The following is a 25,871-nucleotide window of genomic DNA, read 5'->3' as shown; positions in this document are numbered from 1 at the left end:
CTTAAGAAGGGGGTACGCTCATGAAACGGTTCAACTGGAAATCGGGAAAGAAATACGCGGCGGTTGCGGCAGCTGCTGCGTCGATCGTCTTGGCTGCGACGGGTTGCTCGACAGGCGGCGGAAACTCGTCCACTTCGTCCGGTTCGACGGGTGGCAGCTCCTCAGCGTTCCAGGGTTCATCGAGCGAAACGTACTACATGGTGACGTTCTTGTCAGGTATCGAGTACTGGAAGGGATGCTTCGCCGGCATGCAGGCAGCCGCCAAAGACCTTGGCGTGAAGGCGGTATTTACTGGAGCTCCTCAGTATGATATCAACCAAGAAGTTACGACCATGCAACAGGTCATCGCGAAACATCCCGCGGGTATTCTGGTAACGTCTATCAACGCTCAGGCTATGACGCCTGTCATCAACCAAGCCATTGCGGCAGGTATTCCTGTCATTAGCTTCGACTCGGACGCGCCTCAAAGCAAGCGGTACGCGTACCTCGGAACCAGCAACATCGAAGCGGGGCAGAAGGCCGCGGATTATCTGGGACAAGCTCTCGGTGGTCACGGCGAAGTGGCAGTCATCACCACGCCGGGAGAGCTGAACTTGGACCAACGCGTACAGGGCTTCAAAGACGAAATGGCCGCGAAGTATCCGGGGGTCAAAGTCGTCGCCGTCCAGAACGGCAACTCTGATCAAATCAAAACCGCTCAAGTCACGTCTGCGTTGCTGCAGACCTATCCAAATCTTGCGGGTATCTTCTGCACCGAGGCCGACGAAGGTACCGGCGCTGCGACCGCCGTGCAGGAGGCAGGAAAGACAGGCACGGTGAAGATTGTCTCGTTCGATACAGACAAGGCGACGCTGAACGCGATCAAGAGCGGACAAATCACTGCCACTGTCGCGCAGGGCACATGGAACATGGGCTTCTGGGGCCTCATGGATTTGTTTGCGATTCATCACAACCTTGTGCATCCTGTCGCCAATTGGCAGCAGTCCGGTGTTGATCCCGTACCGCCTGAAGTGGATACTGGCGTGACGATCGTGACGAAGAGCAACGTGAATGCGTACTTGCAACAATAAGAACTGTTCAAATGTACAAAGCTGGAACAAAGGGATGCCTTCCGGCATCCCTTTTTTACAAGGGGGGGTGACGCATGCCGGGAGATGGAAAGGCCAAGTACGTCATGGTCAAAGAGCAAATCCGGGAGTGGATCCGCACGGGGAAGGTGAAACCCGGGCAGAAGATCTACTCGGAGAACGAACTCATCAAGATGTTCCGCGTCAGCCGGCATACGATTCGGCAGGCGGTGGGGGATCTCGTGCACGAGGGGCTTCTGTACCGGGAGCAGGGTGCCGGGACGTTCTGCGCCTTTCCGCAGGAGGAGCGGGTGTCGGGGGAGAGCCAAGAGGCGCGCAGGTATATTGGCGTCATCACGACGTACATCTCGGATTACATTTTTCCGACCATCATCCGCGGCATCGAGTCGTACGTGACGAACAAGGGGTACTCGCTGATTCTGGCTTGCACGTACAACAACCTGTCCAAAGAGGCGCAGTGCCTCGAGTCGATGCTGCAGCGCCCGATTGCTGGGCTGATTGTGGAGCCGACGGAGTCGAGCACGTATAATCCGAACATCCGGTACTACCTGGAGTTGGAGCAGCGAAAGATCCCGTATGTGATGATTAACCAGTACTATCCGCAACTCGATCCGCCGCACATCATCATGGACGACAAGAAGGGCGGTTGGATGGCGACGCACCACCTCTTGGAGCTCGGGCATCGGAAGCTGATGGGGATCTTCAAGACGGACGACTTGCAGGGCGTGTATCGGATGCAGGGGTTCATGGACGCGTGCCGGGAGGCGGGGGTGTCGGTGAAGCCGGAGTGGCTGATCACGTACCGGACGGAGGAGTTGGGCGAGGAGGTTGTGCGTCGGGTGCGGGCGGAGTTGGAGCGCGAGGAAGAGCGGCCGACGGGGATTGTGTGCTACAACGACCAGTTGGCGGTGAAGGTGCTGGACGTGCTGCGGGAGCTCGGGATCCGGGTGCCGGAGGAGATGTCGCTGGTGGGGTACGACGACTCGTACCTGGCGGAGGCGACGGAGATCAAGCTGACGACGGTGGAGCATCCGAAGACGCAGATGGGGCTTGACGCAGCGAAGTGGGTGATGCGTGCCATTGAGCGCGGGAAGCGCGACGCTGAGGAACCGGGGTCCATCGTGTACGAGCCCAAGCTGGTGGTTCGAAGTTCGACCGCGCCAGTGGTCGTCGGCACCGCGTGAGACCCCCGGCCTGTACCCTCCAACTTGCATCGATATATGAACTGACCGGCCTCGTGGCGGCCGGTCTTCCTCATTTGTGCGCATGAAAGCGCATTGACAAACACAAGAAACCGCTTTATCCTACAAGTTGTACGCACATCCTAGATATCAATTCATGTTGTCCGGACATATCGTTGAATGGCCGACGTCGTGCCCACACCTTGGAGGAGGTTCGCCATGTCCACTCAGCAGACACAAGGCTCTCGCGCCTACGCGGTGACCATCTCGCTGGCGGCAGCGATGGGAGGGCTGCTCTACGGCTACGATACCGCGGTCATTTCGGGAGCCATCGGTTTCTTGAAAACGCTCTATCACCTCTCGCCCTTCATGCAGGGATTGGTCATCTCGAGCATCATGATCGGCGGCGTCATCGGCGTGGCCGTCTCCGGCTTCTTGAGCGATCGCGTCGGCCGCCGCAAGGTCCTCATGACGGCCGCCGTTCTGTTCGCGGTGGCGGCGTTTGTGTCTGCCATCTCCTCCGATGTCACCACGCTCATTCTTGCGCGAATCGTCGGAGGCCTCGGCATCGGCATGGGATCGGCGCTCTCGGTGACCTACATCTCCGAGTGTGCGCCGACGCAGATCCGCGGGGCGCTGTCGTCGCTGTATCAGCTGCTCACCATCATCGGCATCTTTCTCACCTATCTCACCAACTACTTGATTCAACGCTCCGGATCGGTCGCCTGGGACGTGCACACGGGTTGGCGCTGGATGCTGGGGCTGGGCTGCGTGCCAGCGGCTATCTTCTTTTTCGTCCTTCTGTTTGCACCCGAGAGTCCGCGGTGGTTGGCGAAGGTCGGCCGGATCGACGAGGCGCTGCGGATCTTGGTGCGCATCAATGGGCCGAGTGCTGGTCAACGTGAACTCGAGTCCATTCGCGAATCGATTGCGAGTGAAAGCGCTGCAAGCATCCGCGATCTTCTGAAACCCGGTTGGCGCAAGGCGCTTGGTGTCGGGATTCTTCTTGCGCTGTTCAATCAAATCATCGGCATGAACGCCGTGACGTATTACGGCCCCGAAATCTTCAGGATGGTGGGGTTCAGTCTCAACTCCGATTTCGAGATTCAAGCGTTCTTCGGCGCCATGTGGGTCGTGTTTACCGTTGTCGCGGTCGTCCTGATCGATCGCGTCGGCAGAAAGCCCCTGATGATCGTCGGCTCCGCGCTGATGGCCATCTTCATGGCGCTGATGGGCTTGACCTTTTACCTGCACGTTCACAACGGGTTCTGGCTCGTGCTCTTCATCATGGGCTTCACGGCGGCGTTCAGCGTGTCGATGGGTCCGATTCCTTGGATCATGATTCCGGAAATCTTTCCGAATCACCTGCGCGCCCGCGCGGCCGGCGTGGCAACCATCTTCCTGTGGGGAGCCAACTGGGCCATCGGCCAGTTTACGCCAGTATTGCTGAACGATTTCGGCGGCGCCTACACCTTCTGGATGTTTGCAGTCATCAACATCCTTGGGGTGCTGTTCGTCACGGCCTGGGTGCCGGAGACGAAAAACCGTTCCCTGGAGGAGATCGAATCCATCTGGATGGCTTCGGGGCGCGGGGTGTCGCTGTCGCAACGAGACGCGCACGAACGCGCGAAGCGCGCCCATTTTTGACCCTGACTTGTCCGAATAACTCATTGTGCTCGATCGACCTTGTAAGTACAATTGAGGTGATGTCTGCGGTTCCACCCTCTGAATGCGCGAAGGAATGTGGGGATGGATATGGGCAAATATTCGATTGGCGTGGACTACGGGACGCAGTCCGGACGCGCCGTGTTGGTTGAGATTGGGACGGGGCGCGAGATTGCGACGGCCGTGAAGGAGTACACGCATGGCGTGATGGACGAGTACCTGCCGGATGGGGTGACGCGCCTGGAACCCGATTGGGCGCTGCAGCATCCGCGCGACTATCTGGAGGTCCTCGAGGAGACGATTCCTCGGCTGCTCCGCGAGTCGGGCGTGCGGCCAGAGGACGTGATCGGCATCGGCATTGACTTCACGTCCTGCACAATGCTGCCGATTCGGGCCGACGGTACGCCCCTCTGCTTGGAGCCGCGCTTTGAGCGGCATCCGCATGCGTACGTGAAGCTGTGGAAGCACCATGCCGCGCAGGACGAAGCGAACAAGTTGAACGAGATTGCGCGCGAGCGCGGGGAGGCGTTTCTCGCGCGCTACGGCGGCAAGATCTCGTCGGAATGGATGATCCCGAAGATCTGGCAAATCCTCGACGAGGCGCCGGAGATCTACGATGCGGCGGACGCCATGGTGGAGGCGACCGACTGGATCGTGATGCAACTGACGGGCAAGCTCGTGCGCAGCTCGTGCCCGGCGGGGTATAAGTCCATCTGGCACAAGCGGACCGGCTATCCGAGCCCCGACTTCTTCAGGGCTCTGCATCCGCGCTTGGAGCGCGTCGTGGAGGAGAAGCTCTGGGGGCCCATCCTGCCCATCGGATCGCGGGCAGGGGAGCTGACGGAGGCGATGGCGCGCCGCATCGGGCTCTTGCCTGGGACGCCGGTGGCCGTGGGCAACGTGGATGCGCACGTGTCGATGCCGGCGGTCGGGATCACCGAGCCGGGGAAGATGCTGATGATCATCGGCACGTCGACGTGCCACGTCCTGTTGGGGACGGAGGAGCGCGCGGTGCCGGGCATGTGCGGCGTGGTCGAGGATGGCATCATCCCAGGATACATGGGGTATGAGGCTGGGCAGTCCTGCGTCGGAGACCACTTCGAGTGGTGGATTGAAAACGGGGTGCCACCGACGTACTGGGACGAGGCGCGGCGCGAGGGCATCGGCATCCATGAGCTTCTGACGCGCAAGGCGGCCAAGCTGAGACCGGGCGAGACGGGTCTTCTTGCGCTCGATTGGTGGAATGGGAACCGATCCACGCTTGTCGACGCGGACCTCACGGGCCTCCTGATAGGCGCGACGCTCGCCACGAAGCCGGAGGACATTTATCGGGCGCTCATTGAGGCGACGGCGTTCGGCACGCGGATGATTGTCGAGACCTTTCGCGCGAGCGGCGTGCCTGTCGACGAGATGTACGCGTGCGGCGGGATTGCGCAGAAGAACGCGCTGATGATGCAGATCTACGCGGACGTGCTCAACATGCCCATCTATATCGGCGCATCGACGCAGGCGCCGGCGCTCGGCGCGGCGATGTTCGGCGCCGTGGCGGCTGGGAAGGCGCGCGGCGGATACGACTCCATTGAGGACGCGGCGCGGGAGATGGGCAGCGTGCGCGAGAAGCCGTACGTTCCGAACCCGAGCGCCGTCAAGGTGTATGACGAGCTGTACCGCGAGTACGCGCGCTTGTACGACTACTTCGGCCGCGGCGAAAACCACGTGATGAAGGTGCTGAAGCGGATCAAGAGCGCCGTGGCGCAGGAAGAGGTGAAGACATGCTGAGGGAACTGAAAGAAGCGGTCCTCGAGGCGAACCTGGCCCTGCCCAAGCACGGTCTTGTCACCTTCACCTGGGGGAACGTGAGCGGCATTTCTCGCAAGGACGGCCTCGTGGTCATCAAGCCGAGCGGCGTGCCATACGACGAGCTGACCGCCGACCACATGGTGGTGGTCGATCTCGACGGCCGCGTCGTGGAGGGCGATTTGCGGCCGTCGTCGGACACGCCGACGCACCTCGAGCTATACAAGGCGTTCGAGTCCATCGGCGGCATCGTGCACACGCATTCCCCGGCCGCAACGGCGTGGGCACAGGCGCGGCGCCCCATCCCAGCGCTCGGCACGACGCACGCGGACTACTTTTACGGGGACGTGCCCGTGACGCGGCCGCTCACGAAGGACGAGATCGAACGCGGCTACGAGCTCGAAACGGGGCGGGTGATTGTCGAGACGTTCCGCGAGCGGGGGCTCGATCCCGTCGCGATGCCGGCGGTGCTTCTTGCGAACCATGCGCCGTTTACGTGGGGGAAAGACCCGGCGGAGGCCGTGTATCACGCCGTGGTGCTCGAGGTGGTGGCGCGGATGGCGCGCGACACCATGCTTCTTGCGGGCGGCGAGGCGCAGATGGATTCGTTCTTGCTTGACAAGCACTATCAGCGCAAGCATGGAAAGAACGCGTACTACGGTCAACCCGGCGCGGCGGCGCACTGAGGTATCCGGACGAGTCGATGGGAGAGATGTTTGATGAAGATGCCGGCTTATGAATTCTGGTTTGTGGTGGGCAGTCAGCACCTGTACGGGGAAGAGGCCTTAGCCCAGGTGGAAGCGCATGCGCGAGAGATGGTACCGGCGCTCCAGGCGGCTGTGGGCAATACGCTCACCCTGCGCTGGAAGGGCGTGCTGAAGAACGCCGACGAAATTCGCAGGCTGTGCCTCGAGGCGTCGGCGGACGACGCTTGTGCGGGCGTGATCGCGTGGATGCACACGTTTTCGCCGGCGAAGATGTGGATTCGCGGTCTGATGGCCTTGCAAAAGCCGCTTTTGCACCTGCACACGCAGTTCAACCGCGATATCCCGTGGGACACGATTGACATGGACTTCATGAACCTGAACCAGTCGGCGCACGGGGATCGGGAGTTTGGGTTCATGGTGAGCCGCCTCGGCATGTCGCGCAAGGTCATAGTTGGCCACTGGCAGGACGCGGAGTTGGCGCGGAGAATTCGCGGGTGGGCCCTCACGGCGGTGGCGGCGGCGGTGAGCCGAGGGCTCAAAGTCGCGCGCTTCGGGGACAACATGCGCCAGGTGGCCGTCACGGAAGGCGACAAGGTGGAGGCCGAGGCGCAGTTTGGCTGGTCGGTGAACGGCTACGGCGTGGGCGATCTCGCCGAGCGCGTGCGGGCGGTGTCGGAGGCCGAGATCGACCGGCTCATCGACGAATACCAGACGTTCTACGATTTCGCGCCGGGATGCGAGAAGGGCGGCCCGCTGCACGACGCGGTGCGCGAGCAGGCGCGCATCGAGCTCGGGCTGCGGTCCTTCCTCGAAGAAGGCGGCTTCGAGGCCTTCACGACGACGTTTGAGGACCTGCACGGGCTGCGGCAACTGCCGGGCCTCGCGGTGCAGCGCCTGATGGCCGACGGATACGGCTTTGGCGGCGAAGGCGATTGGAAGACCGCGGCGTTCGTGCGCGTGCTGAAGGTCCTGGCCGAGGGCGAGGGCACGTCCTTCATGGAGGATTACACGTACCACTTCGAGCCGGGCAACGAGATGGTGCTCGGCGCGCACATGCTGGAGGTGTGCCCGACCATCGCGGCGACGCGGCCGAGCGTGGAGGTGCACCCGCTCTCCATCGGCGGCAAGGAGGATCCGGCGCGGCTGGTGTTCGACGGCGCCAGCGGGCCCGCCGTGCAGGCCACCATCGTCGATCTCGGCCACCGCTTCCGCATGGTGGTGAACAAGGTGGAGGCCATTCAGCCGGATCGCCCGATGCCGAAGTTGCCCGTGGCGCGCGTGTTGTGGAAGCCGCTGCCGTCGCTCGCGTCGGCTGCCGAGAGCTGGATTCTCGCAGGCGGCGCGCATCACACGGTGTTCTCATATCGGGTGACGGTGGAGCAACTGCAGGACCTCGCCGACATGATGGGCGTGGAGTGCGTCGTGATCGACGAGCACTCGACGCCGCGCCAGATTGCGAACGAACTTCGGTGGAACGATGCGGTGTACGGCCGCTGAGCGAAGGATGTGGGGGCTGCCACGGCGCAGCCCCGCGTTGTTTTGGGGGGAACGCGCGTGAATTGGAGCTTGGATGACCTGAAGAGGCTTGCGACGGACTGCCCGTGCGGCCAACCGCACCAAGCCATCCCGTTGGAACACCTCGAGGTACGGCCGGGGGCTTTGGCGAAGGCCGCGGCGTGGATCCGAGCGCGATACGGGCGCGTGGTCCTCGTGATGGATGAGCACACGCGCGCGGCGGCGGGCGATGCGCTCGCCCAGGCTTTGACCGATCACGGCGTTTTGTGGACGGCCTGCCTCATCGAGCCGAACGGTCAGGGCGACGTGGTGGCGGACGAGCGGTCTATCGTTCAGGCGCTCATCGCCACGGGCCCTGACGTCGAAGCGCTCGTGGCGGTGGGCTCGGGCACGCTGCACGACATCGCGCGGTTTGCGAGTTCCAAGATGCGAATTCCGTTTGTGAGCGTGCCGACGGCGCCGTCGGTCGACGGATTCACTTCCGCCGGCGCGCCCCTCATTGTGCGCGGGATCAAGACGACCTACCAGACGCAGGCGCCCATCGCGCTCTTCGCCGACACGGACGTGCTCGAACGGGCGCCGAAGGAACTCGTGTGGGCGGGGTTCGGCGACGTGATTGGCAAATTCACCTCGCTCGCGGACTGGGCGTTCGGAGCCATCGCGGCAGGGGAGCCCTACTGCGCGCACCTCGCGGGGCTTACGCGCGAAGCGCTGGAGACGGCCGTGGCTCAGGCGGACGGCCTCGCCCGCGCGCGGACCGACGCCATTCGAAGCCTCATGGAAGCGCTCATCCTGTCCGGGCTCGTGATGCTTCTGTTCGGGCAGTCCCATCCGGCGTCCGGCGGAGAACACCATCTGTCGCACGATTGGGAGATGGAGTTTCTGCGATCCGGCAGGCGCCAGATCCTCCACGGCCTCAAGGTGGCCGCGGCGTGCGGCGTGATCGCCGACGTCTATCACGCGCATGTGGAGAGCGCGGTCGCGGAGGCCGTGCGCGCGGGACAGGCGCCGTGGGCGTCCCTTGCGGGGCGCGAGGAGGAGGTGCGCGCGATTCTGGGGTCGATCCCGTCCGGCGATCACGTCCGGGCGCTCATGCGCCGCATCGGCGCGCCGGCGGAACCGTCCGAGCTCGGCATTGAGCGAAGCCTTGTGACCGCAAGCCTGAAGCGCGCGCACAAGCTCAGGAACCGCTACACCATGCTTCGACTGTTGAACGAGACGAACGCGCTCTGAGGTGTCGCCCTGTCGCCCGCTGTCGGAGAGCTCCGGTTTGTTTTATACTCATGTGAAGATAATGGCCGGGGTGGGTGATAGGGTGATTCACATCAAGGAGTTGAGGTCGGGCTTGCCGTTGTTCAAGGCGCTGGGTTCGGAGGTCCGCGTCGCGCTGCTCGAGCTCTTGCTCGAACACGGGCGGCTGAACATGGACGAGATCGCCAAGCGGCTTGGGATCACGAACGGCGCGGTGACGCAGCACGTGCGAAAGCTTGAGGAATGCGGACTCGTGGTCACCGAGACCGCGGGGGCGCGCCACGGCCTGCAGAAGTTTTGCTACGTCAACGAACAGAAGATCCTCGTGGAACTAGCCCCGGAGACGAAAGACCAGGACGTGTACGAGGTGGACATCCGGGTGGGCCACTATGTCTCGTTTGAGGTGTGGCCCACCTGCGGCCTGGCCACGGCCGAGACCATCATTGGCACGTTTGACGATCCGCGCTACTTCGCCGATCCGCAGCACATCGACGCCGAGATTGTGTGGCTCACAAAAGGATATCTGGAGTATTGGATCCCGAATTTCATTCGCACGGACAGGCCGGTGGAGGAGATCCAGATTATTGCGGAACTCGCCTCCGAGGCGCCCTCGTACAACAACGACTATCCCTCTGATATCCATTTCTCCATCAACGGTGTGGACATCGGCTACTGGACCAGCCCGGGCGATTTCGGCGACGAACGCGGGCGGCAGAATCCGAGCTGGTGGCCGCCTCACCTCAACCAGTACGGACATCTGAAGCTCGTCCGTGTCAACCACGAAGGAACATTCATTGATGGGTGCAAGATCTCAGACGTGACCATCGAGGATCTGCAGCCGTTTCAGGGGCATGCCATTCCGCTGCGATTTTCGGTGCCGGAGAACGCGCGCCACGTGGGCGGGATGACCATCTTCGGCCGGAGGTTCGGCCACTACGATCAGGACATCAAGGTGCGCGTGATCTACGGGCGTGGGGCGAGAGATTGATTTAGATCATATTAAAACAATATAGATAGATCTGAAGAATCTCTTGACGCTTCCCTTTATCCGCGTTATCTTGGACCTAGTGAAGCGTAATCATGGGGGTGTGTGTCCTTTGGTGTAGTTTATACTAAATTAATTAATCCATATATCAATTCATTCGGCTTTCGATGTGTCCGGTTTCGAAGCGCTTGTCTAGGCAATATTCAATCTATTCTGTAAGGAGAATCCCCTATGTCCAACCTGAAAGCGCGCATGACCATCGACCCGGCGTACCGCCTCGCGGAGACCGACCCTCGCATCTACGGGTCCTTCATTGAACACCTCGGCCGCGCCGTCTACGGCGGCATCTACGATCCGAGCCATCCCACCGCGGATGAGGACGGATTCCGTCAGGACGTGATCGATCTCGTCAAGGAGCTCAACGTCCCCATCGTCCGCTATCCAGGCGGCAATTTCGTCTCGGGCTACCGTTGGGAAGACGGCGTGGGGCCTGTGGAACAGCGCCCCGTTCAGCTCGATCTCGCCTGGCGCAGCCTGGAGCCGAATCGCGTGGGCCTCAATGAATTCGCACGCTGGGCGAAGAAGGCGAACAGCCAGGTCATGATGGCCGTCAACCTCGGCACCCGCGGCATCGAAGAGGCCAAGCAGATTGTCGAATATTGCAATCACCCCGGAGGAAGCTACTGGAGCGACCTCCGCCGCAAGCACGGTATCGAGCAGCCGCACGGCATCCGCGTCTGGTGCCTCGGCAACGAGATGGACGGGCCTTGGCAGATCGGCCACAAGACGGCGGACGAATACGGCCGCCTCGCGCAGGAGGCCGCCAAGGTCATGAAGTGGGTCGATCCGTCCATCGAACTCGTCGCGTGCGGAAGCTCCGGGTCCAAAATGGCCACGTTCCCCGATTGGGAGCGGATTGTCCTCGAGCACGCTTACGACGAGGTGGACTACCTGTCGCTGCACACGTACTACGGCAACCGCGACGGGGATCTCGCCAACTTCCTGGCGTGTTCGCTGGATATGGACGCGTTCATTCGCGCCGTCGTGGCGACATGCGACTTCGTTCGCGCGAAAAAGCGCTCCAACAAGACCATCTATCTCTCGTTCGACGAATGGAACGTGTGGTTCCACTCGAACGAGGCGGACAAACAGGTCGAGCCGTGGCAGGTGGGGCCGCCGCTCCTCGAAGACGTGTACACCATGGAAGACGCGCTCGTGGTGGGCTGCATGCTCATCACGCTGCTGAAGCACGCCGATCGCGTCCGGATTGCGTGCCTCGCGCAGCTTGTCAACGTGATTGCGCCCATCATGACGGAAAACGGCGGCCCGAGCTGGCGGCAGACCATCTTCTATCCGTTCGCTCACGCCTCGAACCTCGCGCACGGCGTGGTGTTGTATGCGCCAGTGGAGTCGCCGAAATACGACAGCAAGGACTTCACGGACGTGCCATACCTCGAGGCGGTGCCGGTGTGGAACGAGGCGGCGGGCGAGATGGTCCTCCTGGCGGTGAACCGCGCCGAGGAGCCGCTCGCGCTCGACGTGGACCTGCGCGGTTTCCCCAACGCCCGGTCCGAAGAGCACATCGTGCTCACGCATCCGAATATGAAAGCGGTCAATACGAAAGAACGTCCGAACGAGGTTGTCCCCCAAAAGCGGTCCATCGGCGCCGTGGACGCGGGGCGACTTGCGGTCGAACTTCCAGCGCTGTCGTGGAACGTGATTCGCATTCGCGTCTGACGCACTCAATTTTCCTTCTGCGTCTCGCGAGGGCCCCGGGCTTCCGGGGCTCTTTTCATGTCAGGTTTGTATGCGGTTGCGTAAGGTTAATTTACATATTGCGTAGACAACAGCCGTGTGCAAGATTTACACTGAATCTAGTCCTCGGCCGAAGGGCCGAGGCCCCGGGGAGGACGTTTTGTGAAACGCATCGATGCCATCATTCGTCCAGAGAAGCTCCAGACCACCATCAAGGCCCTGCGGCAAGTGGGCGTCACGGGATTCACGGTCATTCCGGTGCAGGGGCGCGGCCAGCAGAAGGACGCCATCGGCGTGTATCGAGGGCACGCGTACGACATCAACCTGCATCCGAAAATCAAGCTGGAGATTGTGGTCTCGGACAACTACGTGCCCGCGACGGTGCAGGCCATCATCGGGGCCGCGCAGACGGGCAAGATGGGCGACGGAAAGATTTTCGTGTACGACATCCTCGAGGCGTACAACATTCGCACAGGCGAGATCGACGAGACCATCGATGAGTTGAACCAGAAGAGGGAGGACACCTAGTTCATGTCTTCACAGACCGCGCTGAACGCCGTCTGGGTGGTCCTCGCGGCCGCCCTCGTCCTGTTCATGGAGGGCGGGTTCAGCCTGTTGGAAGCAGGGCTCGTGCGCACGAAGAACGCGGTGAACGTCACGATGAAGGTGTTTGTGGATCTCACCTTCGGTGTGCTGGCGTTCTACCTCTTGGGCGTGCACCTGGCGTTTGGACCGGACGTCGCCCACCTGTGGGGCTTCGGGCCCGCCGTCGCCCCGGCGAACGTGCCGCAGGCCGCCTTCGTTCTCTTTCAAATCGGGTTTGCCATCGCGGCGGCGTCCATCATTTCGGGGGCCGTGGCGGAGCGCATGAAGTTCTCCGCGTATGTCATCATCGTCATCCTGGTCTGCGCCCTGGTCTATCCGCTCGGAGCGCACTGGGCGTGGGGCCCGAATGGGTGGCTCGGCAATCTCGGCATGGAGGACTTCGCCGGATCGGCCGTCATCCACGCGATGGGCGGATTCATGGCGCTCGGCTTCGCGAAGAGCGTCGGCCCGCGCGCGCAGCGGTTCAATGCCGACGGGAGCGTGAACGTGTTTGCGCCGAGCAACATCCCGCTCGCCTCGGCCGGGGCGTTCATCCTCGCGTTCGGCTGGATTGGCTTCAACGCGGGCAGCACGCTCAACGCCTATGATCCGCGTCTGTCGAGCGTCGCGCTGAACACGGTCATCGCGGCTGCGGCTGGCGGCGCCGCCGCGGTGATGGTCACCATGATCCGCTTCAAAGTGGCGGATCCGAGCATGATGATGAACGGCGTGCTCTCAGGCCTCGTGGCGATCACGGCCGGATGCGCGTTCGTCTCCCACTGGGCGGCCATTGTCATCGGCGTGGTGGCAGGGATCGTGGTGGTCTTCGCCACGGGCTGGCTCGACGCCTGGAAGGTGGATGATCCCGTCGGCGCCTTCGCGGTCCACGGCGCAGGCGGCGTGTGGGGGACTCTCGCGGTGGGCCTGTTCGACACCACCCACGGCCTTCTCACCACGGGCCACGTTCACCTCGCCCTGGTCCAGCTCTTGGCCTGCGCCGTGTACCCGCTGTGGGGATTGCTCACATCACTTGGAATCGGCTGGATGCTGCACCGCACGCTCGGCATGCGCGTGTCCGCCGAGACGGAGGAGGAGGGCATCGACGTGGTGGCGCACGGCATCCCGGCGTACAACGAGTTGGAGCGATTCACGGATCTGTGAAGTCGCGCGTCACACCACAAGAGATGCAGGCGATACGGCCCTCGAGGCCGGATCGCCTGCTGGCGTTTCGGGATCTCACGGCCAAAGAGCGGCGGCGTTCACCCATTTCGCGCCGGTCGCTCGAGCACGCTCACACCGTAGGCGGGGAGCCGAACCGCGCCGTCTGTCGGCGCTTCTCCATAGAGTGGCTTGTACTCCGCTTCATCGAGCGCCACCTCGCGCGCCTCGGGCGTGAAGTTCATGAGCATGACGTACTCCACGCCATCTCCCGAGCGCACCATCGCGCTTACGCCATCCGGCAGCTCCCGCTCGATGGCGCGCGCCACGCCGGCTTCCGCAGCCACGCGAGCAAAGAAATCGCGCAAAAACGCGTCCTCGAGCCGCGCGGCCACGTAGTAGACCTTGCCCTTTCCCACGCGGTGAACCGTTGCCGCGGGCATGCCCTCGTAGTAGTCCGCGCCGTACACCGCGATGGGTTCCGCGCCCTCGAGGTGAACCACCTCGCACAGTTCGCGCGCCTCGTAGTGGCCCGCGAGGCCAAGCGGATTGCCGTCGGCAACTCGAACCGGCACCCGCTCGCCGTCGTACAGCGCGTCGATCTCCTCAGCCCACACGCCCGCAAGTTCGCGCAGCGGGCCCGGGAAGCCGCCCAAAAAGACGAGATCGTTCTCATCCACGATGCCGGACCAGTACGTGAGGACGAGCGACCCGCCCCGCTCGACGAACGCCTTCATCCGCTCGGCCACGCCGGGGCGCACCATGTAGAGCATCGGCGCGACGACCAGTTTGTACCCGTCAAGCGGCTGTTCCTCGTCGATCACGTCCATCGGCACGCCCATGCGCCAAAGCGCCGCGTAGTGGTTCACGACCGTCTCCTCGTAGTGCATGCCGATGTTCCGCGGGCCCTTCGCGTCCTCGAGCGCCCAGCGGTTCTCCCAGTCGAAGATGACGGCCGCGTCCGCCTTCACCTCCGCGCCGGCCATCGGCGCAAGCCGCTCCAGCATCTCGCCGACGGCTTGCACGTCGCGGAACACCCGGGTGTTGGCGTGGCCGACGTGATCGACCACGGCGCCGTGGAATTTTTCATACGATCCGCGGCTTTTGCGCCACTGGAAGTACTGCACCGAATCGGCGCCGTGCGCGACGGCCTGGAGGGAGACGAGCACGTGCACGCCGGGGCGCTTCTGTTTGCTCACCGCCTGCCAGTTGGTGACGCTCGGCGTGGACTCCATGAGCAGAAATGGCTTCTTGAGGATGGAGCGGTTGAGATCGTGCACCATGGCGGTGTGCACCGCCTCCGGGACGAGCGTCTCGTGCGCGTGCCAGCGCGGATAGCTGTCCCACGAGATGACGTCGAGCACGTCGCGGAAGCGCCAGTAGTTGAGGCCTGGATACGTGCCCATGAAGTTGGTGGTGACTGGAAGATTCGGATTCACCTGTTTGAGGGGCTCAATCTCATGGCGGCAGAAGTCGACCGTCTGATCCGTCACGAACCGCTTCCAGTCGAGGTTCAGCCCGTGAATCGACGTCTCGCCGTGCGGCATGGGCGACTCGATCTGCGACCAATCCGTATACGTGTGGCTCCAAAACGGCGTCCACCATGCGTGGTTGAGCGCGTCAAGCGTCTTGTACTTTCGCTTCAGCCACTCGCGAAACGCCTCCTGGCACAGCGGGCAGTGGCACTCGCCGCCGTACTCGTTCGACACGTGCCAGCCGATCACGCCCGGATGATGGGCGTACCGCTCCGCCAGCTTCCGGTTGATGATCCGCACCTTCTCGCGGTAGATGGGCGACGTGTAGCAGTGGTTGTGGCGGCCGCCGTGCCGGTTGCGCCGCCCGTCGGGTCCGACGCGAAGGACTTCGGGGTATTTGGCGGATAGCCAGGCGGGCCGCGCGCCGCTCGGCGTGGCGAGCAGAATCCGCACGCCCGCATGCGTCAGACGTTCGATGGCCTCGTCGAGCCATTCAAACGTGAACAAGCCCTCCTCGGGCTCCAGGCTCACCCAGGAGAAGATGCCCAGAGAGACGACGTTCCACTTCGCTTCGCGCATCAGCTGGACATCCTGTTCGAGGACATCCGGATACGCCAGCCACTGATCGGGGTTGTAATCGCCTCCGTGCAAAAAACCTTGAACGTTCGGGAAAATGGGTGCGTGCTTGGCCACAGGTCATCGTTCCCTTCAGTGTTGAATTCGTAATGGACTCGAGTCCATGTGGAAGCCACAAGCCTCTCTAGACCGCGCTCAACTGCGCGGTGGCTTCCTAAGCAGCGCCTTGCGGTACGCGAGCGGTGTGCAGTGCTTGTAGCTGCGAAACACCTTGATGAAATAGCTCACGTCGTGAAACCCGAGGTCCATGCCGATGGCCGTGATGCTTCGATTCGGGTCCTTGAGCAGGTCTGCCGCCCGCGCCACGCGCCGCTCGTTCACGTACTGCATGGGCTTGCGGTGGGTCATCTCCTTGAAAAAGCGGCAAAAATGTCCTTCGCTCATGTTGGCGACGCGCGCCAGGTCCGCAAGGCGAAGCTTGTCGCTGAGATGCTCATCGATGTAGGTGAGGACGGCCTTCAGCGTGTCCGCGCGGCGGTCGTCCATCTCCCGCCTGGGGCTGTCTTCGACCAGAAGCTTGGCTCGAAACAGTTGCGCGAGCACATCGTAGAGGCAGCCTTTGACCGCGAGTTCATAGCCGACAGGCTGCTCTTCCAGGGCTTCGGCGATCTCGCAAAGGCGCGCCGCAAGATGTGGCCGAACCGGATGGTCGTGCGCGATGGCGCCGGGCAGCCGAAGCTTTCCCGACGCGAGCGGCGAGAGGTAGGATTGCTGGACGCGATCGCCCGACGGACCCTCCAGGAGGTCGAGCCCGAACACGATGGCCTTGCACTCGGACGGGCCTTTGCCGGGGGAGGCCATGCTGTGAAGTTCCCCGCCGCTGAGAAGCGCGACGCCGCCATCGGCAAGCACATGGCGCTGGCTGCCCACCTGCAGACACACGCTGCCGCGCGTCACCACGATGAACTCGGCCTCGCTGTGCCAATGCAGGTTGACGGTCTGCTGATGTGGCCCGGGCGTCAGCACCACGTGATAGGCTTGGATGTGAAAGGTCGCGTCGCCGTGCTGCCGATGTTCAAGGAGATGTACGGCTTCCACCCGAAGTCCCTCGCATGCAAGCGATTTCAGCGGAGCCCGCTGGCACCCGAATCTTGCACTCCAGTGTCAGCATGCGCCACGCAACGAGTTCTGTCAAGACGGCGGCGAGATCGAAGAGGAGCGCGAATGTCAAAATTGTTCGATTTTCAGTCACGATCTTCGCATTCGCCTCTGCGCGGCGCGACTACAATACGGTGCACAGGCAGATCCTGCCGACCCGCGAGTCGCGCGGGCGTCGGTGAAAGCGCTGCCAGGAACCCGCTATCGAACAGAAAGGGGAGGTCGCTGTGCGCAGACGAGTGAAGTGGATCGCAGGTGCGACGGCCATGTGCGTGGTGGGCGCCGCGGGAGGATTGGCGGGGTGCGGAACGCCCGTGGAGCACCGCACAAACGCGCCGGCCATGGCGGCGAGCGCCGCACCGGCTTCGCAAGGGGTGGTTCGGATCACGGCGCCGACGGGAAGCAACCTGACGACGCTCGATCCGTCGCAGTGGGGGCCGCAGATTCTCGTGGATCAGGGGACCATCATGGAGGGGCTGTTTGGATACAACCAGCAGAATCAGATTGTGCCCAAGCTCTGCGCGGGGTACACGCTGTCCAAGGACGGGCTCACGTGGACGTTCCAGATCCGCCGCGACGCGCGCTGGTCGAACGGTCAGCCGGTCACGGCCTATGACTTCTACTACGCGTACATGCGGCAGTTGGCCCCCACGAATCCCAACGGCCAGCTGTGGCTGAGTGTGCTGAACGTCGTGAAAAACGCGTATGCGTATCACGCAGGCACCGTGCCGCTCAGCCAGCTGGGCCTCAAGGTGCTCGGCCCTTACACGCTTCAAATCACGACTTCGGTGCCTCACTACATCCTGGGCGATCTCGCCGAGGCCGGATCGATGCCCATCAACGAGCAGGTGGCGAAGGCGCATCCCACCGACTGGTTCTTGCCGCCGTATTTCGTGAGCGATGCGCCGTTCACGGTGAAGTCGTTCACGCCGAACGGGACGCTGGTCTTGGTGCGCAACCCGAAATACGTGGGCCATCCGGGCGAGGTGAACGAGGGCAACGCGCAGGAGATTGACGTGGTGCCCGGGACGAGCGTGCCGGTGGAGGACTTCATGGCGAACAAGGTGGACGTGGTGGAAGTGGGCACGCCGTCGGATCTTCAGTACGTGAAGACGCATCCGGCCCTCCTCGCCCAGCTGCACAAGGCGCCGGACTACGCCGTGACGTACCTTCAGTACGACAATTCGGCCGTTCCATCGCCGCTCACCAATCCGCTCGTCCGCCAGGCCATTGGGGAGGCCATCCAGCGCGCGCCCATCGTTCAGGATGTGCTGGGAGGCATGGCGGGCACCACCACCACGTTCTCAGTACCGGGGTGGCCCACGGCCAAGTACGAGCGCGGCCTGCCCGAGAACGTCACGCAGGCGCGCGCACTACTCGCCAAAGCCGGATATCCCGGCGGCAAGGGCTTCCCGACGCTCTACCTGTACGCGGAGGTGCCGTCCTCCAATCCACAGCTCGTGCCGGTGGCGGAGGCCGTCGCACAGGAGCTCCAGATGAACCTCGGCATTCATACGAAGATTGTGCAGCTGAACAGCACCCAATGGGGGAACCTGACCTACGGCGGTCCGCAGAAAGGCATCCAGCCCGGCTACAACGTGGCGGTGGGCGGAACGAACGACTTGGACCCCGCCTCGCTCAACCTGGGCGGAGATCAGGGCGTGTACTGGCCGGGTACCTATGGGTATTCCCTCGCCTTTGTGCAGCACGTCCTGCCTTGGTACAACACGCCGTACGATCCCGCCTCCATCCAGAAGTACGGCGATCCGAACAACCCCAACATGGGCGTGACGTGGAGCCAGTGGGCGCCGCTCGTCAAAGCCGCACAGGCCGACATCGCGTACCTGAACCGATGGACGGCCGAGCAGCCCGCAGCGTGGAGGAAGATCATGGACCCGCCGGGATCGCCGTCGCTTACGCAGCAGTGGAATCAAATTGTCCAGCAGTTCAAGCAGGCCAAGACGGCGGCGGCCAAGCACGCGGCATGGGTGCAGGCTTGGAAGTTTGTAGCGCCCTACTCCGAGGGATCCGGCGGGGGCGGAATCAACACCGGCAGCCTGGACGTGCAGGTGTATTGGGATCAGCACGAGTCGAACGACGTCCGCACCTGGCGCATGTGGCAGGCTGAGTACCAGAACAGCCCGGACATGTTCTCCTCCGCGGCCACGGCTGCGAAGCTCATGACTCAGCTCATTCAGCAGGGGTACACCATTCCGCTCTACTACGCCGAGACGTATTACCTGGAGCGCACGGGCATCACGGGCGCGCAGCCGAACCCGTGGTCCTGGGGCGGATTCTATCAGATGCAGTACTTGTCGGTGCGCTGACCACTTTTGAATCGGCCGTGCAGGAAAAGAAGTGGTAGACTGAGGGTGAAGGTGTGAGGCGCCAAGGGCGCTTGGCGCCTCGTCCGAGGGGAGGCGCGGCCGTGAAACACATCGTATGGGCGGTGGACGGATCGGATTGTGCGTGGCGCGCGGGCGACATGGCGGCTGAGTGTCTGGACAAATGGCCGGAAGCCAGGCTGACCGCTGTGTTTGTGCACGTGCCTGCGGTGCCGACGTCGGAGTGGACCGCGGAGTACGCGGTGCAGATGGAGCGGGAGGCGGAGAAGCTCGCGGGCGAGTTGCGGAGCGAGATCGAGCGGCGATTCGCGGCGTTTGGCCCGCGAGTGGCGTTCCGCGTCGAGCACGGCGCGCCTGCTGAGCGCCTTGTGCAAGCCGCAGACGAGCTGGGGGCCGATCTCATCGTCCTGGGCAGCCATGGGAAAAGCGCCGTGGACCGGCTGCTCATGGGCAGCGTGAGTACGGCCGTGCTGCACCGGGCGAAGCAGGCCGTCCTGGTGGTGCGGTGAAGCGAACAGAAGGGGAACGAGCCCACGCTGCGGGGACCGTGCAACGGTCCGCAGGGTGGGCTCGTCGCTTGATGGGCGCCATCCGATGGGGAGACGCCGGACTATGCCTCGCGCCTGGGGCACGCGGGCCGCTGAAGCGACACCCCGCACGCTCCTCATTCCGCCCGCCATTGCTCCCGGCAACCTGCCACCCGCACCGCCTCCTGTGGATGGTGCGGGCTGATCACGACTCCCTCGGGTGAGACGCGGCATTCCGCGCCCTGCGCGGCGAGCTTTGCCGGATCGTCGATACCGTGCAATACGGCGCTCCATGCCTCGCTCCGACCTTGCGCGGTGAGGACCAGATGGTCTCCATCCCAGAAGGCATGCCATGTGCCCAATTCGTTGCCCTGTTCGTCAAACAGAGTGCACGCACTGCGATGGTCCGGCCGGATGGGATAGACGTGGATGGCCACCTCGCGGTGGTAGGGTTGGTTAGGCCGGTCCGTTTCCGCGCCCATGGCCAGGATGCTGCCTTCGCGCACGAACACAGGCAGGCTCATGAAATCGTACCGTTCGCGGTACCATCTGCCGCCTTGCCTCGTCTCTCCGGTGAACAGGTGCGTCCAGCGCCCTTCCGGGAGATAGTACACGACCTCACCCGTCTCCGAGAACACCGGCGCGACGAGAAGCGACGGGCCGAGCATATATTGGCGGTCCAAGGTGTCGCAGGTCGGATCGTCCGGAAATTCGAGCATCATGGGGCGCAGCATGGGCACGCCCGTGCGGTGCGCCTCGACGGCGCACGACCAAAGATATGGCATGAGCCGGAGCTTCCACCGCGTGAAGTGGCGCAAAACGTCCACCGACTCCTCGTCGAACAGCCACGGCACGCGGTACGATCCGCTTCCGTGCAGGCGGCTGTGGCTCGAGAAGAGCCCAAAGGCAATCCAGCGCTTGTACAGGTGGGCGGGGGCTGTGTCCTCAAACCCGCCGATGTCGTGGCTCCAGAATCCGAAGCCGGACAAGGCGAGGCTCAGGCCACCGCGAAGCGTCTCCGCCATGGATTCGTACGTGCCCCGGCAGTCGCCGCCCCAGTGCACCGGGAAGCGCTGGCCGCCAGCGGTGGCGGATCGCGCAAAGACCAATGCTTCACCGCCTCCCCGCTCGCGGAGGACTTCCCACACAGCCTCGTTGTACAGGTAGCTGTAGAAGTTGTGCATCTTTTGCGGGTCCGATCCGTCGTGGTACACCACATCCGTCGGAATCCGCTCGCCGAAGTCCGTTTTGAACGCATCGACGCCCATGTCGAGCAGCCGACGCAGGTGGGACTGGTACCAGCGGCGGGCGTCGGGGTTTGTGAAGTCGACGATGCCCATGCCCGGCTGCCACAGGTCCCACTGCCACACGTCGCCGTTCGGGCGTTTGAGCAGGTAGCCGCGCTCCATCGCCTCGCGGAAAAGCGGCGATTTCTGCGCGATGTAGGGGTTGATCCAGACGCAGATGCGCAACCCGCGGGATTTGAGGCGCGCGAGCATGCCCGCCGGATCGGGGAAGCAGGCGGTGTCCCACGCGAAGTTGCACCACTCAAACGGCTTCATCCAGAAACAGTCGAAGTGGAATACGCTCAGCGGAATGCCGCGAGACGCCATGCCGTCGACAAACTGGCTGACCGTCTCCTCGTCATAGTCGGTGGTGAACGACGTCGACAACCACAGCCCAAACGACCACATCGGCGGCAGCGCCGGCCGCCCCGTGAGCGCCGTGTATCGCTCGATCACGCCCTTCGGATGGCAGCCGCCAATGACCACGTAATCGAGCGCCTCCCCCTCGACGCTGAACTGCACCTTGGACACGAACTCCGTCCCGATTTCAAACCACACGCGCTCGGGATGGTTCACGAACACGCCGTAGCCGCGGTTGGTAAGATAGAAGGGTACGTTCTTGTACGCCTGGTCCGATCCCGTCCCGCCGTCTCGGTTCCAGATGTCGAGGGACTGGCCGTTCTTGACGAACGCCGTAAACCGCTCGCCAAGGCCATAGACGTTTTCACCCACGGACAGATGCAATTGGCCGCGCATGTGGGGGCGGCCGTGATCGACGACGTACGCGGTCGACCGAGGGCCGCTCTCGGTGAGAAAGCGGCCGTTCTCGTAAAACGCGATGGACCATGGGGACAGCCGCACGCGCACCTCCATCTCGCCGGCGCGCAGGACGACACCGTCCTCCGTCTCCGCCGCGTCAAACGGCTGAGGTTTGAGCTCAAGCGGGAAATGGGGCCCGCGGGGCATCCGGCCGAAAAAGTGATGCTGCTCCACCCGCACCATACCAGGCCGGGGAAAGGAGATGCGGCAGGTGAGCATGGGGCCATCGAGCATGTGGCCGCGGTGCGCCACGGGGCGGCACGCGACGAAGAAGAGGACGCCGTCTCCCTCTTGCCGCCATTCCTGCACGGCGAGGCCGGGATGAATGGAGACGCCTTCGCGGACAAGCCAGTTGCCGTCGGTGAACTTCATGGGTGTCACTCCTCGCAGAACGCCGACCGTTCACGTTGTGCCAGCATTGTATCAGATGATTTTGTCCGGTCACGGCAATATCTTGCGGCCTCACTTCGATAGGAATGGTAACATTTTGACTCCCTGTGGCAATGAGGTGCCTGGTGGACTTCCGCGGCCCCGTCTGCGCGGATAGATGGCGGGGCGTCGGCTGGCCGGGGGCGTCGCCGCCAGGCGCTCGAATTTGCTACAATGGCGGCAGTGTGAAGCCACGGAGACAAGGGAGAGGATGGCCATGAAGCTCTGCACCTACCGGGAAGGGAGCGCGCTGCGGCTCGGCCTTGTGCGCGGCGACGAGGTGGTGGACGTCGCGGCGAGCGCGGCGCAACTCAGGATCTCGGTGCCCGAAACGATGGAGGCCGTGATCGCGGAATATACTCACGTTCGGCGCGCGCTCGAGGCCATCGAGGAGAAGGGCGTTCCCGCCGGGAAGCTGTCGGACCTGCGGCTCGCGCCTCCCGTCACCCGCCCGCAGAAGATCCTGTGCGTGGGGCTCAACTACCGCAAGCACGCCGAGGAGTCGAAGATGCCGATTCCCTCGTCGCCGGTCTATTTCGCCAAATTTGCGAACAGTCTGGCCGCGCACGGGGACGAGATCGCCATTCCCGAGGTGGCGCGCGAGGTGGACTACGAGGTGGAACTGGTGGCGGTCATCGGCCGCAGGTGCCGCAACGTCTCAGAGGAGGAGGCGCTCGGCGCGGTGTTTGGCTACGCCATCGGGAACGATTTGAGCGCGAGGGATCTCCAAATGCGCGCGTCGCAGTGGCTGTACGGCAAGGCCATCGACGGCTTCGCGCCGCTCGGCCCGTACATCGCGACGGCCGACGAGGTGGGAGATCCGCAGCGCCTGGGCTTACGGCTCTATGTAAACGGTGAGTTGCGCCAGAACTCGTCGACCGCGGACATGATCTTCTCGGTGGCGCAGGTGATTGCGGATTTGTCCCGCATCATGACGCTTGAGCCGGGCGATCTCGTCTACACCGGCACGCCGGAGGGCGTGATCCTGGGCCGGGAGAAGAAGGTGTGGCTCAAGCCGGGGGACGAGATGGCGTGCGAAATTGATGGGCTCGGGCGGCTCGAGAACCGGCTTGTGGCGGGCTGAACCCGCGGAATGGTCGACGCTTGGGAGATGAAAGCATGTCGAGGGATGGACGTGGGCGCAGACGCGTGGTGGTGAAAATTGGGTCGAGCTCACTCACCGAGGCGGACGGATCGCTCGCACTGTCGCGGATGCGCCAGATGGTGTCCGATATGGTGCGGCTCGAGCGTGAGTCGGGGTGCCAGTTTGTGCTTGTCTCCTCGGGCGCCATCGCGGCGGGGCTCGGCAGGCTCGGCTGGCAGCGCGCGCACATCTCGATGCCGGAGAAGCAGGCGGCCGCGGCGGTGGGCCAGGTGCTCCTCATGGAGCACTACGAGCGGCTGTTTGCCGAGCACGGCATCGCGGTGGGGCAGATCCTCATGACGCGCGCGGACGTGGAGGATAGGAAGCGGTTTGTGAACATCCGCAACACGGTGATGGCCCTGCTCCAGCGCGGCGTGATGCCTATCATCAACGAGAACGACACCGTGGCGGTGGACGAGATCCGCTTCGGCGACAACGACACGCTGGCGGCGCTCGTGGCGCTCGTGGCGGAGGCGGACACGTTGGTGCTGCTCACCGATATCGACGGCCTGTACACGGCCAACCCGCGCCAGGATCCCACAGCGACGCGGATTGCGGAGGTCGAGGCCATCACGGACGAGATCGAGCGCATCGCGGGCGGAGCCGGATCGAGCGCAGGCACGGGCGGGATGCGGACGAAAATCGCGGCGGCGAAGATTGCCACGCAGTCCGGCGTGGAGGTCGTCATTGCGCATCGGGACGAGCCGCGGGTGCTTGAGCGGGTGCTCGGCGGCGAGCCGGTGGGCACGCGGTTTCTGGCGTCGCGGGAGCCGGTCAGCCTGCGCAAGTCGTGGCTCTTGCACGCGCCGAAGCCGGAAGGCGCCCTGCAGGTGGATCACGGCGCCATGCGCGCGCTCATCGCGGGCGGCAAGAGCCTGCTTTTGCCGGGCCTCGTGCAGGTGCATGGCGAGTTTCAGGAGGGCGCCGTGGTGGAACTCGTCGGGCCCACCGGCGCGGCGTTTGGCAAGGGCATCTCGAACTTCTCCTCGCGCGATCTCGCCGAGTGGCTCGCGAAAAAGCGCGCAGGCGAGGACGTGCACGCGCTGCACGAAGTGGTGCACCGAAACGACATGGTGATCTGGACGGAGGCGACGGCGGGATGAGTGTCGACGCGAAGGCGGAACTGGTGGAATCGGTGCGTTCCACCCTGCGCGGCGCGCAGGCGGCGAAGCGGCACATGGCCACGGCGCCGACGCGCGTCAAGAACGAGGCGCTTTCGCACATGGCGGACGCCATCTGGGCGCGCAGGAGCGAGATTTTGGCCGCGAACGCGGCCGACGTGGACGCGGCGCGGCGGGAAGGGCAGCCCGCGGCCCGCGTGGATCGGCTGATGCTCGACGAGGCGCGGCTTCAGCAGATCATCGAGGGCGTGCGCGAGGTCGAGGCGCTGCCAGATCCGGTGGGCGAAGAGGTAGAGCGCATCCTCCGCCCGAACGGCCTCGACATCCGCAAGGTGCGCGTGCCGATGGGCGTGATCGCCATGATCTACGAGGCGCGGCCGAACGTGACGGTGGACGCGGCGGTGCTCGCGGTGAAGACGGGCAACGTGGCGGTGCTGCGCGGCGGGAGCAAGGCGCTTCGGTCGAACCAGGCGCTCGTGGCGGCCATCCACGACGGGCTGCGGCAGGCGGGACTGCCGGAAGCCGCGGTGTCGCTCGTGGCCCACGCGGACCGGGACGCGGTGGATGTGCTCATCCGGGCGCGGGGGCTTGTCGATCTCGCCATTCCCCGCGGGGGCGCGGGGCTGATTCGCCGTGTAGTGGAGAACGCGTCGGTTCCGGTGATTGAGACGGGCGTGGGCAACTGCCACGTGTACGTGGACCGCGCCGCGAACTTCGAGATGGCCGCGCGCATCGTGGTGAACGCGAAGACGCAGCGCCCGTCCGTGTGCAATGCGGCGGAGACGCTCCTCGTGCACGCGGAAATTGCGGATGCGTGGCTCCCGGAGGCGGCGCGCGCCCTCGTGGAGCGGGGCGTGGAGTTGCGCGCGTGCCCACGCGCGCTCGACATCCTGCGCCGCGCTGGCATCCCTGCGGTGGCTGCGCAGGAGGCGGATTGGGAAACTGAATATCTGGATCTCATCCTCGCCGTCCGGGTGGTCGACACCCTGGAGGACGCCATCGCGCACATCGATCGCTACGGCACGCAGCACTCGGAGGTCATTGTCACGGAGGACGAGGATGCGGCGCGGGTGTTCCTTGCATCCATCGACGCGGCGGCCGTGTACCACAACGCGTCGAGCCGGTTTACGGACGGGTTCGAGTTCGGGTTTGGGGCCGAGATCGGCATCTCGACGCAGAAGATGCACGCCCGCGGGCCGATGGGCTTGCGCGAGCTGACGAGCTACAAGTACGTGGTGTACGGACACGGGCAGGTGCGGGAATAGCGGCAAGCGGGGCGAGGATACGAATTCGCGCCGCGGCAC

19 protein-coding genes are annotated in these 25,871 nt (G+C 63.8%); 16 read left to right on the top strand and 3 right to left on the bottom strand.

Annotated elements, in window-relative coordinates:
* Window positions 1-20 precede the first annotated feature (20 nt).
* From AACI_RS14390 to AACI_RS14340, 11 genes are all read left to right on the top strand, one after another.
* Entirely contained in the window at window positions 21-1,070 is a 1,050-nt protein-coding gene (locus AACI_RS14390) for a substrate-binding domain-containing protein (protein ID WP_012812106.1), read from the top strand.
* 74 nt (window positions 1,071-1,144) lie between these two features.
* On the top strand, window positions 1,145-2,272 hold the full coding sequence (locus tag AACI_RS14385) for a GntR family transcriptional regulator (protein ID WP_012812105.1): 1,128 nt from the start codon (window positions 1,145-1,147) through the stop codon (window positions 2,270-2,272).
* A 216-nt stretch (window positions 2,273-2,488) separates the two neighbouring features.
* The gene (locus AACI_RS14380; protein WP_012812104.1) at window positions 2,489-3,916 is read left to right on the top strand and encodes a sugar porter family MFS transporter; all 1,428 of its coding nucleotides are present in this window, start codon (window positions 2,489-2,491) and stop codon (window positions 3,914-3,916) included.
* A gap of 102 nt (window positions 3,917-4,018) precedes the next feature.
* Complete coding sequence (gene araB, locus AACI_RS14375; protein WP_012812103.1) at window positions 4,019-5,713, top strand: ribulokinase; 1,695 nt, start codon at window positions 4,019-4,021, stop codon at window positions 5,711-5,713.
* Complete coding sequence (locus AACI_RS14370) at window positions 5,707-6,417, top strand: L-ribulose-5-phosphate 4-epimerase (RefSeq protein WP_012812102.1); 711 nt, start codon at window positions 5,707-5,709, stop codon at window positions 6,415-6,417. Before araB ends, AACI_RS14370 begins: the two co-directional genes overlap by 7 nt.
* A gap of 33 nt (window positions 6,418-6,450) precedes the next feature.
* Complete coding sequence (gene araA, locus AACI_RS14365) at window positions 6,451-7,935, top strand: L-arabinose isomerase (RefSeq protein WP_012812101.1); 1,485 nt, start codon at window positions 6,451-6,453, stop codon at window positions 7,933-7,935.
* Window positions 7,936-7,992: 57 nt separating this feature from the next.
* A complete protein-coding gene (locus AACI_RS14360; RefSeq protein ID WP_012812100.1) occupies window positions 7,993-9,186 on the top strand; it encodes a sn-glycerol-1-phosphate dehydrogenase in 1,194 nt (397 codons plus the stop codon).
* 82 nt (window positions 9,187-9,268) lie between these two features.
* Window positions 9,269-10,192, top strand: coding sequence for an ArsR/SmtB family transcription factor (locus AACI_RS14355; protein WP_041707682.1), 924 nt, complete (start codon window positions 9,269-9,271; stop codon window positions 10,190-10,192).
* A gap of 228 nt (window positions 10,193-10,420) precedes the next feature.
* Entirely contained in the window at window positions 10,421-11,926 is a 1,506-nt protein-coding gene (arfA, locus tag AACI_RS14350) for an arabinosylfuranosidase ArfA (RefSeq protein WP_012812098.1), read from the top strand.
* Between the two features lie 180 nt (window positions 11,927-12,106).
* Window positions 12,107-12,472 carry a P-II family nitrogen regulator gene (locus AACI_RS14345; RefSeq protein WP_008338402.1) on the top strand — a complete coding sequence of 122 codons (366 nt, stop codon included), beginning with the start codon at window positions 12,107-12,109 and terminating at the stop codon, window positions 12,470-12,472.
* A 3-nt stretch (window positions 12,473-12,475) separates the two neighbouring features.
* Complete coding sequence (locus tag AACI_RS14340; protein WP_012812097.1) at window positions 12,476-13,690, top strand: ammonium transporter; 1,215 nt, start codon at window positions 12,476-12,478, stop codon at window positions 13,688-13,690.
* A gap of 98 nt (window positions 13,691-13,788) precedes the next feature.
* On the opposite strand, the gene AACI_RS14335 is transcribed toward AACI_RS14340, so the two are convergent.
* Both AACI_RS14335 and AACI_RS14330 read right to left on the bottom strand, forming a co-directional pair.
* Window positions 13,789-15,855 carry a beta-galactosidase gene (locus tag AACI_RS14335; protein ID WP_012812096.1) on the bottom strand — a complete coding sequence of 689 codons (2,067 nt, stop codon included), beginning with the start codon at window positions 15,853-15,855 and terminating at the stop codon, window positions 13,789-13,791.
* Between the two features lie 78 nt (window positions 15,856-15,933).
* Complete coding sequence (locus tag AACI_RS14330) at window positions 15,934-16,836, bottom strand: AraC family transcriptional regulator (RefSeq protein ID WP_012812095.1); 903 nt, start codon at window positions 16,834-16,836, stop codon at window positions 15,934-15,936.
* Between the two features lie 326 nt (window positions 16,837-17,162).
* On the opposite strand from AACI_RS14330, the gene AACI_RS14320 reads away from it, so the two are divergent.
* Together AACI_RS14320 and AACI_RS14315 are read left to right on the top strand one after the other, a co-directional pair.
* Window positions 17,163-19,223 (top strand): ABC transporter substrate-binding protein, encoded by a 2,061-nt coding sequence (locus AACI_RS14320; protein WP_049763367.1) that lies wholly within the window; start codon window positions 17,163-17,165, stop codon window positions 19,221-19,223.
* A gap of 101 nt (window positions 19,224-19,324) precedes the next feature.
* Window positions 19,325-19,750 carry a universal stress protein gene (locus AACI_RS14315; RefSeq protein ID WP_012812093.1) on the top strand — a complete coding sequence of 142 codons (426 nt, stop codon included), beginning with the start codon at window positions 19,325-19,327 and terminating at the stop codon, window positions 19,748-19,750.
* Between the two features lie 155 nt (window positions 19,751-19,905).
* On the opposite strand, the gene yicI is transcribed toward AACI_RS14315, so the two are convergent.
* Window positions 19,906-22,245, bottom strand: coding sequence for an alpha-xylosidase (gene yicI / locus AACI_RS14310; RefSeq protein WP_012812092.1), 2,340 nt, complete (start codon window positions 22,243-22,245; stop codon window positions 19,906-19,908).
* A gap of 274 nt (window positions 22,246-22,519) precedes the next feature.
* Between yicI and AACI_RS14305 the strand changes: the two genes are divergently transcribed.
* From AACI_RS14305 to AACI_RS14295, 3 genes are read left to right on the top strand one after another with little or no spacing between them, the layout of a single operon-like run.
* On the top strand, window positions 22,520-23,386 hold the full coding sequence (locus tag AACI_RS14305) for a fumarylacetoacetate hydrolase family protein (RefSeq protein WP_012812091.1): 867 nt from the start codon (window positions 22,520-22,522) through the stop codon (window positions 23,384-23,386).
* A 35-nt stretch (window positions 23,387-23,421) separates the two neighbouring features.
* Window positions 23,422-24,549 (top strand): glutamate 5-kinase, encoded by a 1,128-nt coding sequence (proB, locus tag AACI_RS14300; RefSeq protein WP_012812090.1) that lies wholly within the window; start codon window positions 23,422-23,424, stop codon window positions 24,547-24,549.
* Entirely contained in the window at window positions 24,546-25,832 is a 1,287-nt protein-coding gene (locus AACI_RS14295) for a glutamate-5-semialdehyde dehydrogenase (protein ID WP_012812089.1), read from the top strand. Before proB ends, AACI_RS14295 begins: the two co-directional genes overlap by 4 nt.
* The last annotated feature ends 39 nt before the right edge of the window (window positions 25,833-25,871 follow it).

It is taken from the genome of Alicyclobacillus acidocaldarius subsp. acidocaldarius DSM 446, assembly GCF_000024285.1.
GTDB classification, from domain to species: Bacteria; Bacillota; Bacilli; order Alicyclobacillales; family Alicyclobacillaceae; genus Alicyclobacillus; species Alicyclobacillus acidocaldarius.
This window is presented reverse-complemented; position numbering and strand designations above follow the sequence as displayed.

What these genes read in the sequence shown, in the direction of transcription:
- AACI_RS14370 (WP_012812102.1), top strand. Translation starts at nt 5,707, where the DNA reads ATGCTGAGGGAACTGAAAGAAGCGGTCCTCGAGGCGAACCTGGCCCTG.
- AACI_RS14295 (WP_012812089.1), top strand. Translation starts at nt 24,546, where the DNA reads ATGAGTGTCGACGCGAAGGCGGAACTGGTGGAATCGGTGCGTTCCACC.
- AACI_RS14385 (WP_012812105.1), top strand. Translation starts at nt 1,145, where the DNA reads ATGCCGGGAGATGGAAAGGCCAAGTACGTCATGGTCAAAGAGCAAATC.
- proB (WP_012812090.1), top strand. Translation starts at nt 23,422, where the DNA reads ATGTCGAGGGATGGACGTGGGCGCAGACGCGTGGTGGTGAAAATTGGG.
- AACI_RS14320 (WP_049763367.1), top strand. Translation starts at nt 17,163, where the DNA reads ATGTGCGTGGTGGGCGCCGCGGGAGGATTGGCGGGGTGCGGAACGCCC.
- AACI_RS14340 (WP_012812097.1), top strand. Translation starts at nt 12,476, where the DNA reads ATGTCTTCACAGACCGCGCTGAACGCCGTCTGGGTGGTCCTCGCGGCC.
- arfA (WP_012812098.1), top strand. Translation starts at nt 10,421, where the DNA reads ATGTCCAACCTGAAAGCGCGCATGACCATCGACCCGGCGTACCGCCTC.
- araB (WP_012812103.1), top strand. Translation starts at nt 4,019, where the DNA reads ATGGATATGGGCAAATATTCGATTGGCGTGGACTACGGGACGCAGTCC.
- AACI_RS14305 (WP_012812091.1), top strand. Translation starts at nt 22,520, where the DNA reads ATGAAGCTCTGCACCTACCGGGAAGGGAGCGCGCTGCGGCTCGGCCTT.
- AACI_RS14390 (WP_012812106.1), top strand. Translation starts at nt 21, where the DNA reads ATGAAACGGTTCAACTGGAAATCGGGAAAGAAATACGCGGCGGTTGCG.
- yicI (WP_012812092.1), bottom strand. Translation starts at nt 22,245, where the DNA reads ATGAAGTTCACCGACGGCAACTGGCTTGTCCGCGAAGGCGTCTCCATT.
- araA (WP_012812101.1), top strand. Translation starts at nt 6,451, where the DNA reads ATGAAGATGCCGGCTTATGAATTCTGGTTTGTGGTGGGCAGTCAGCAC.
- AACI_RS14380 (WP_012812104.1), top strand. Translation starts at nt 2,489, where the DNA reads ATGTCCACTCAGCAGACACAAGGCTCTCGCGCCTACGCGGTGACCATC.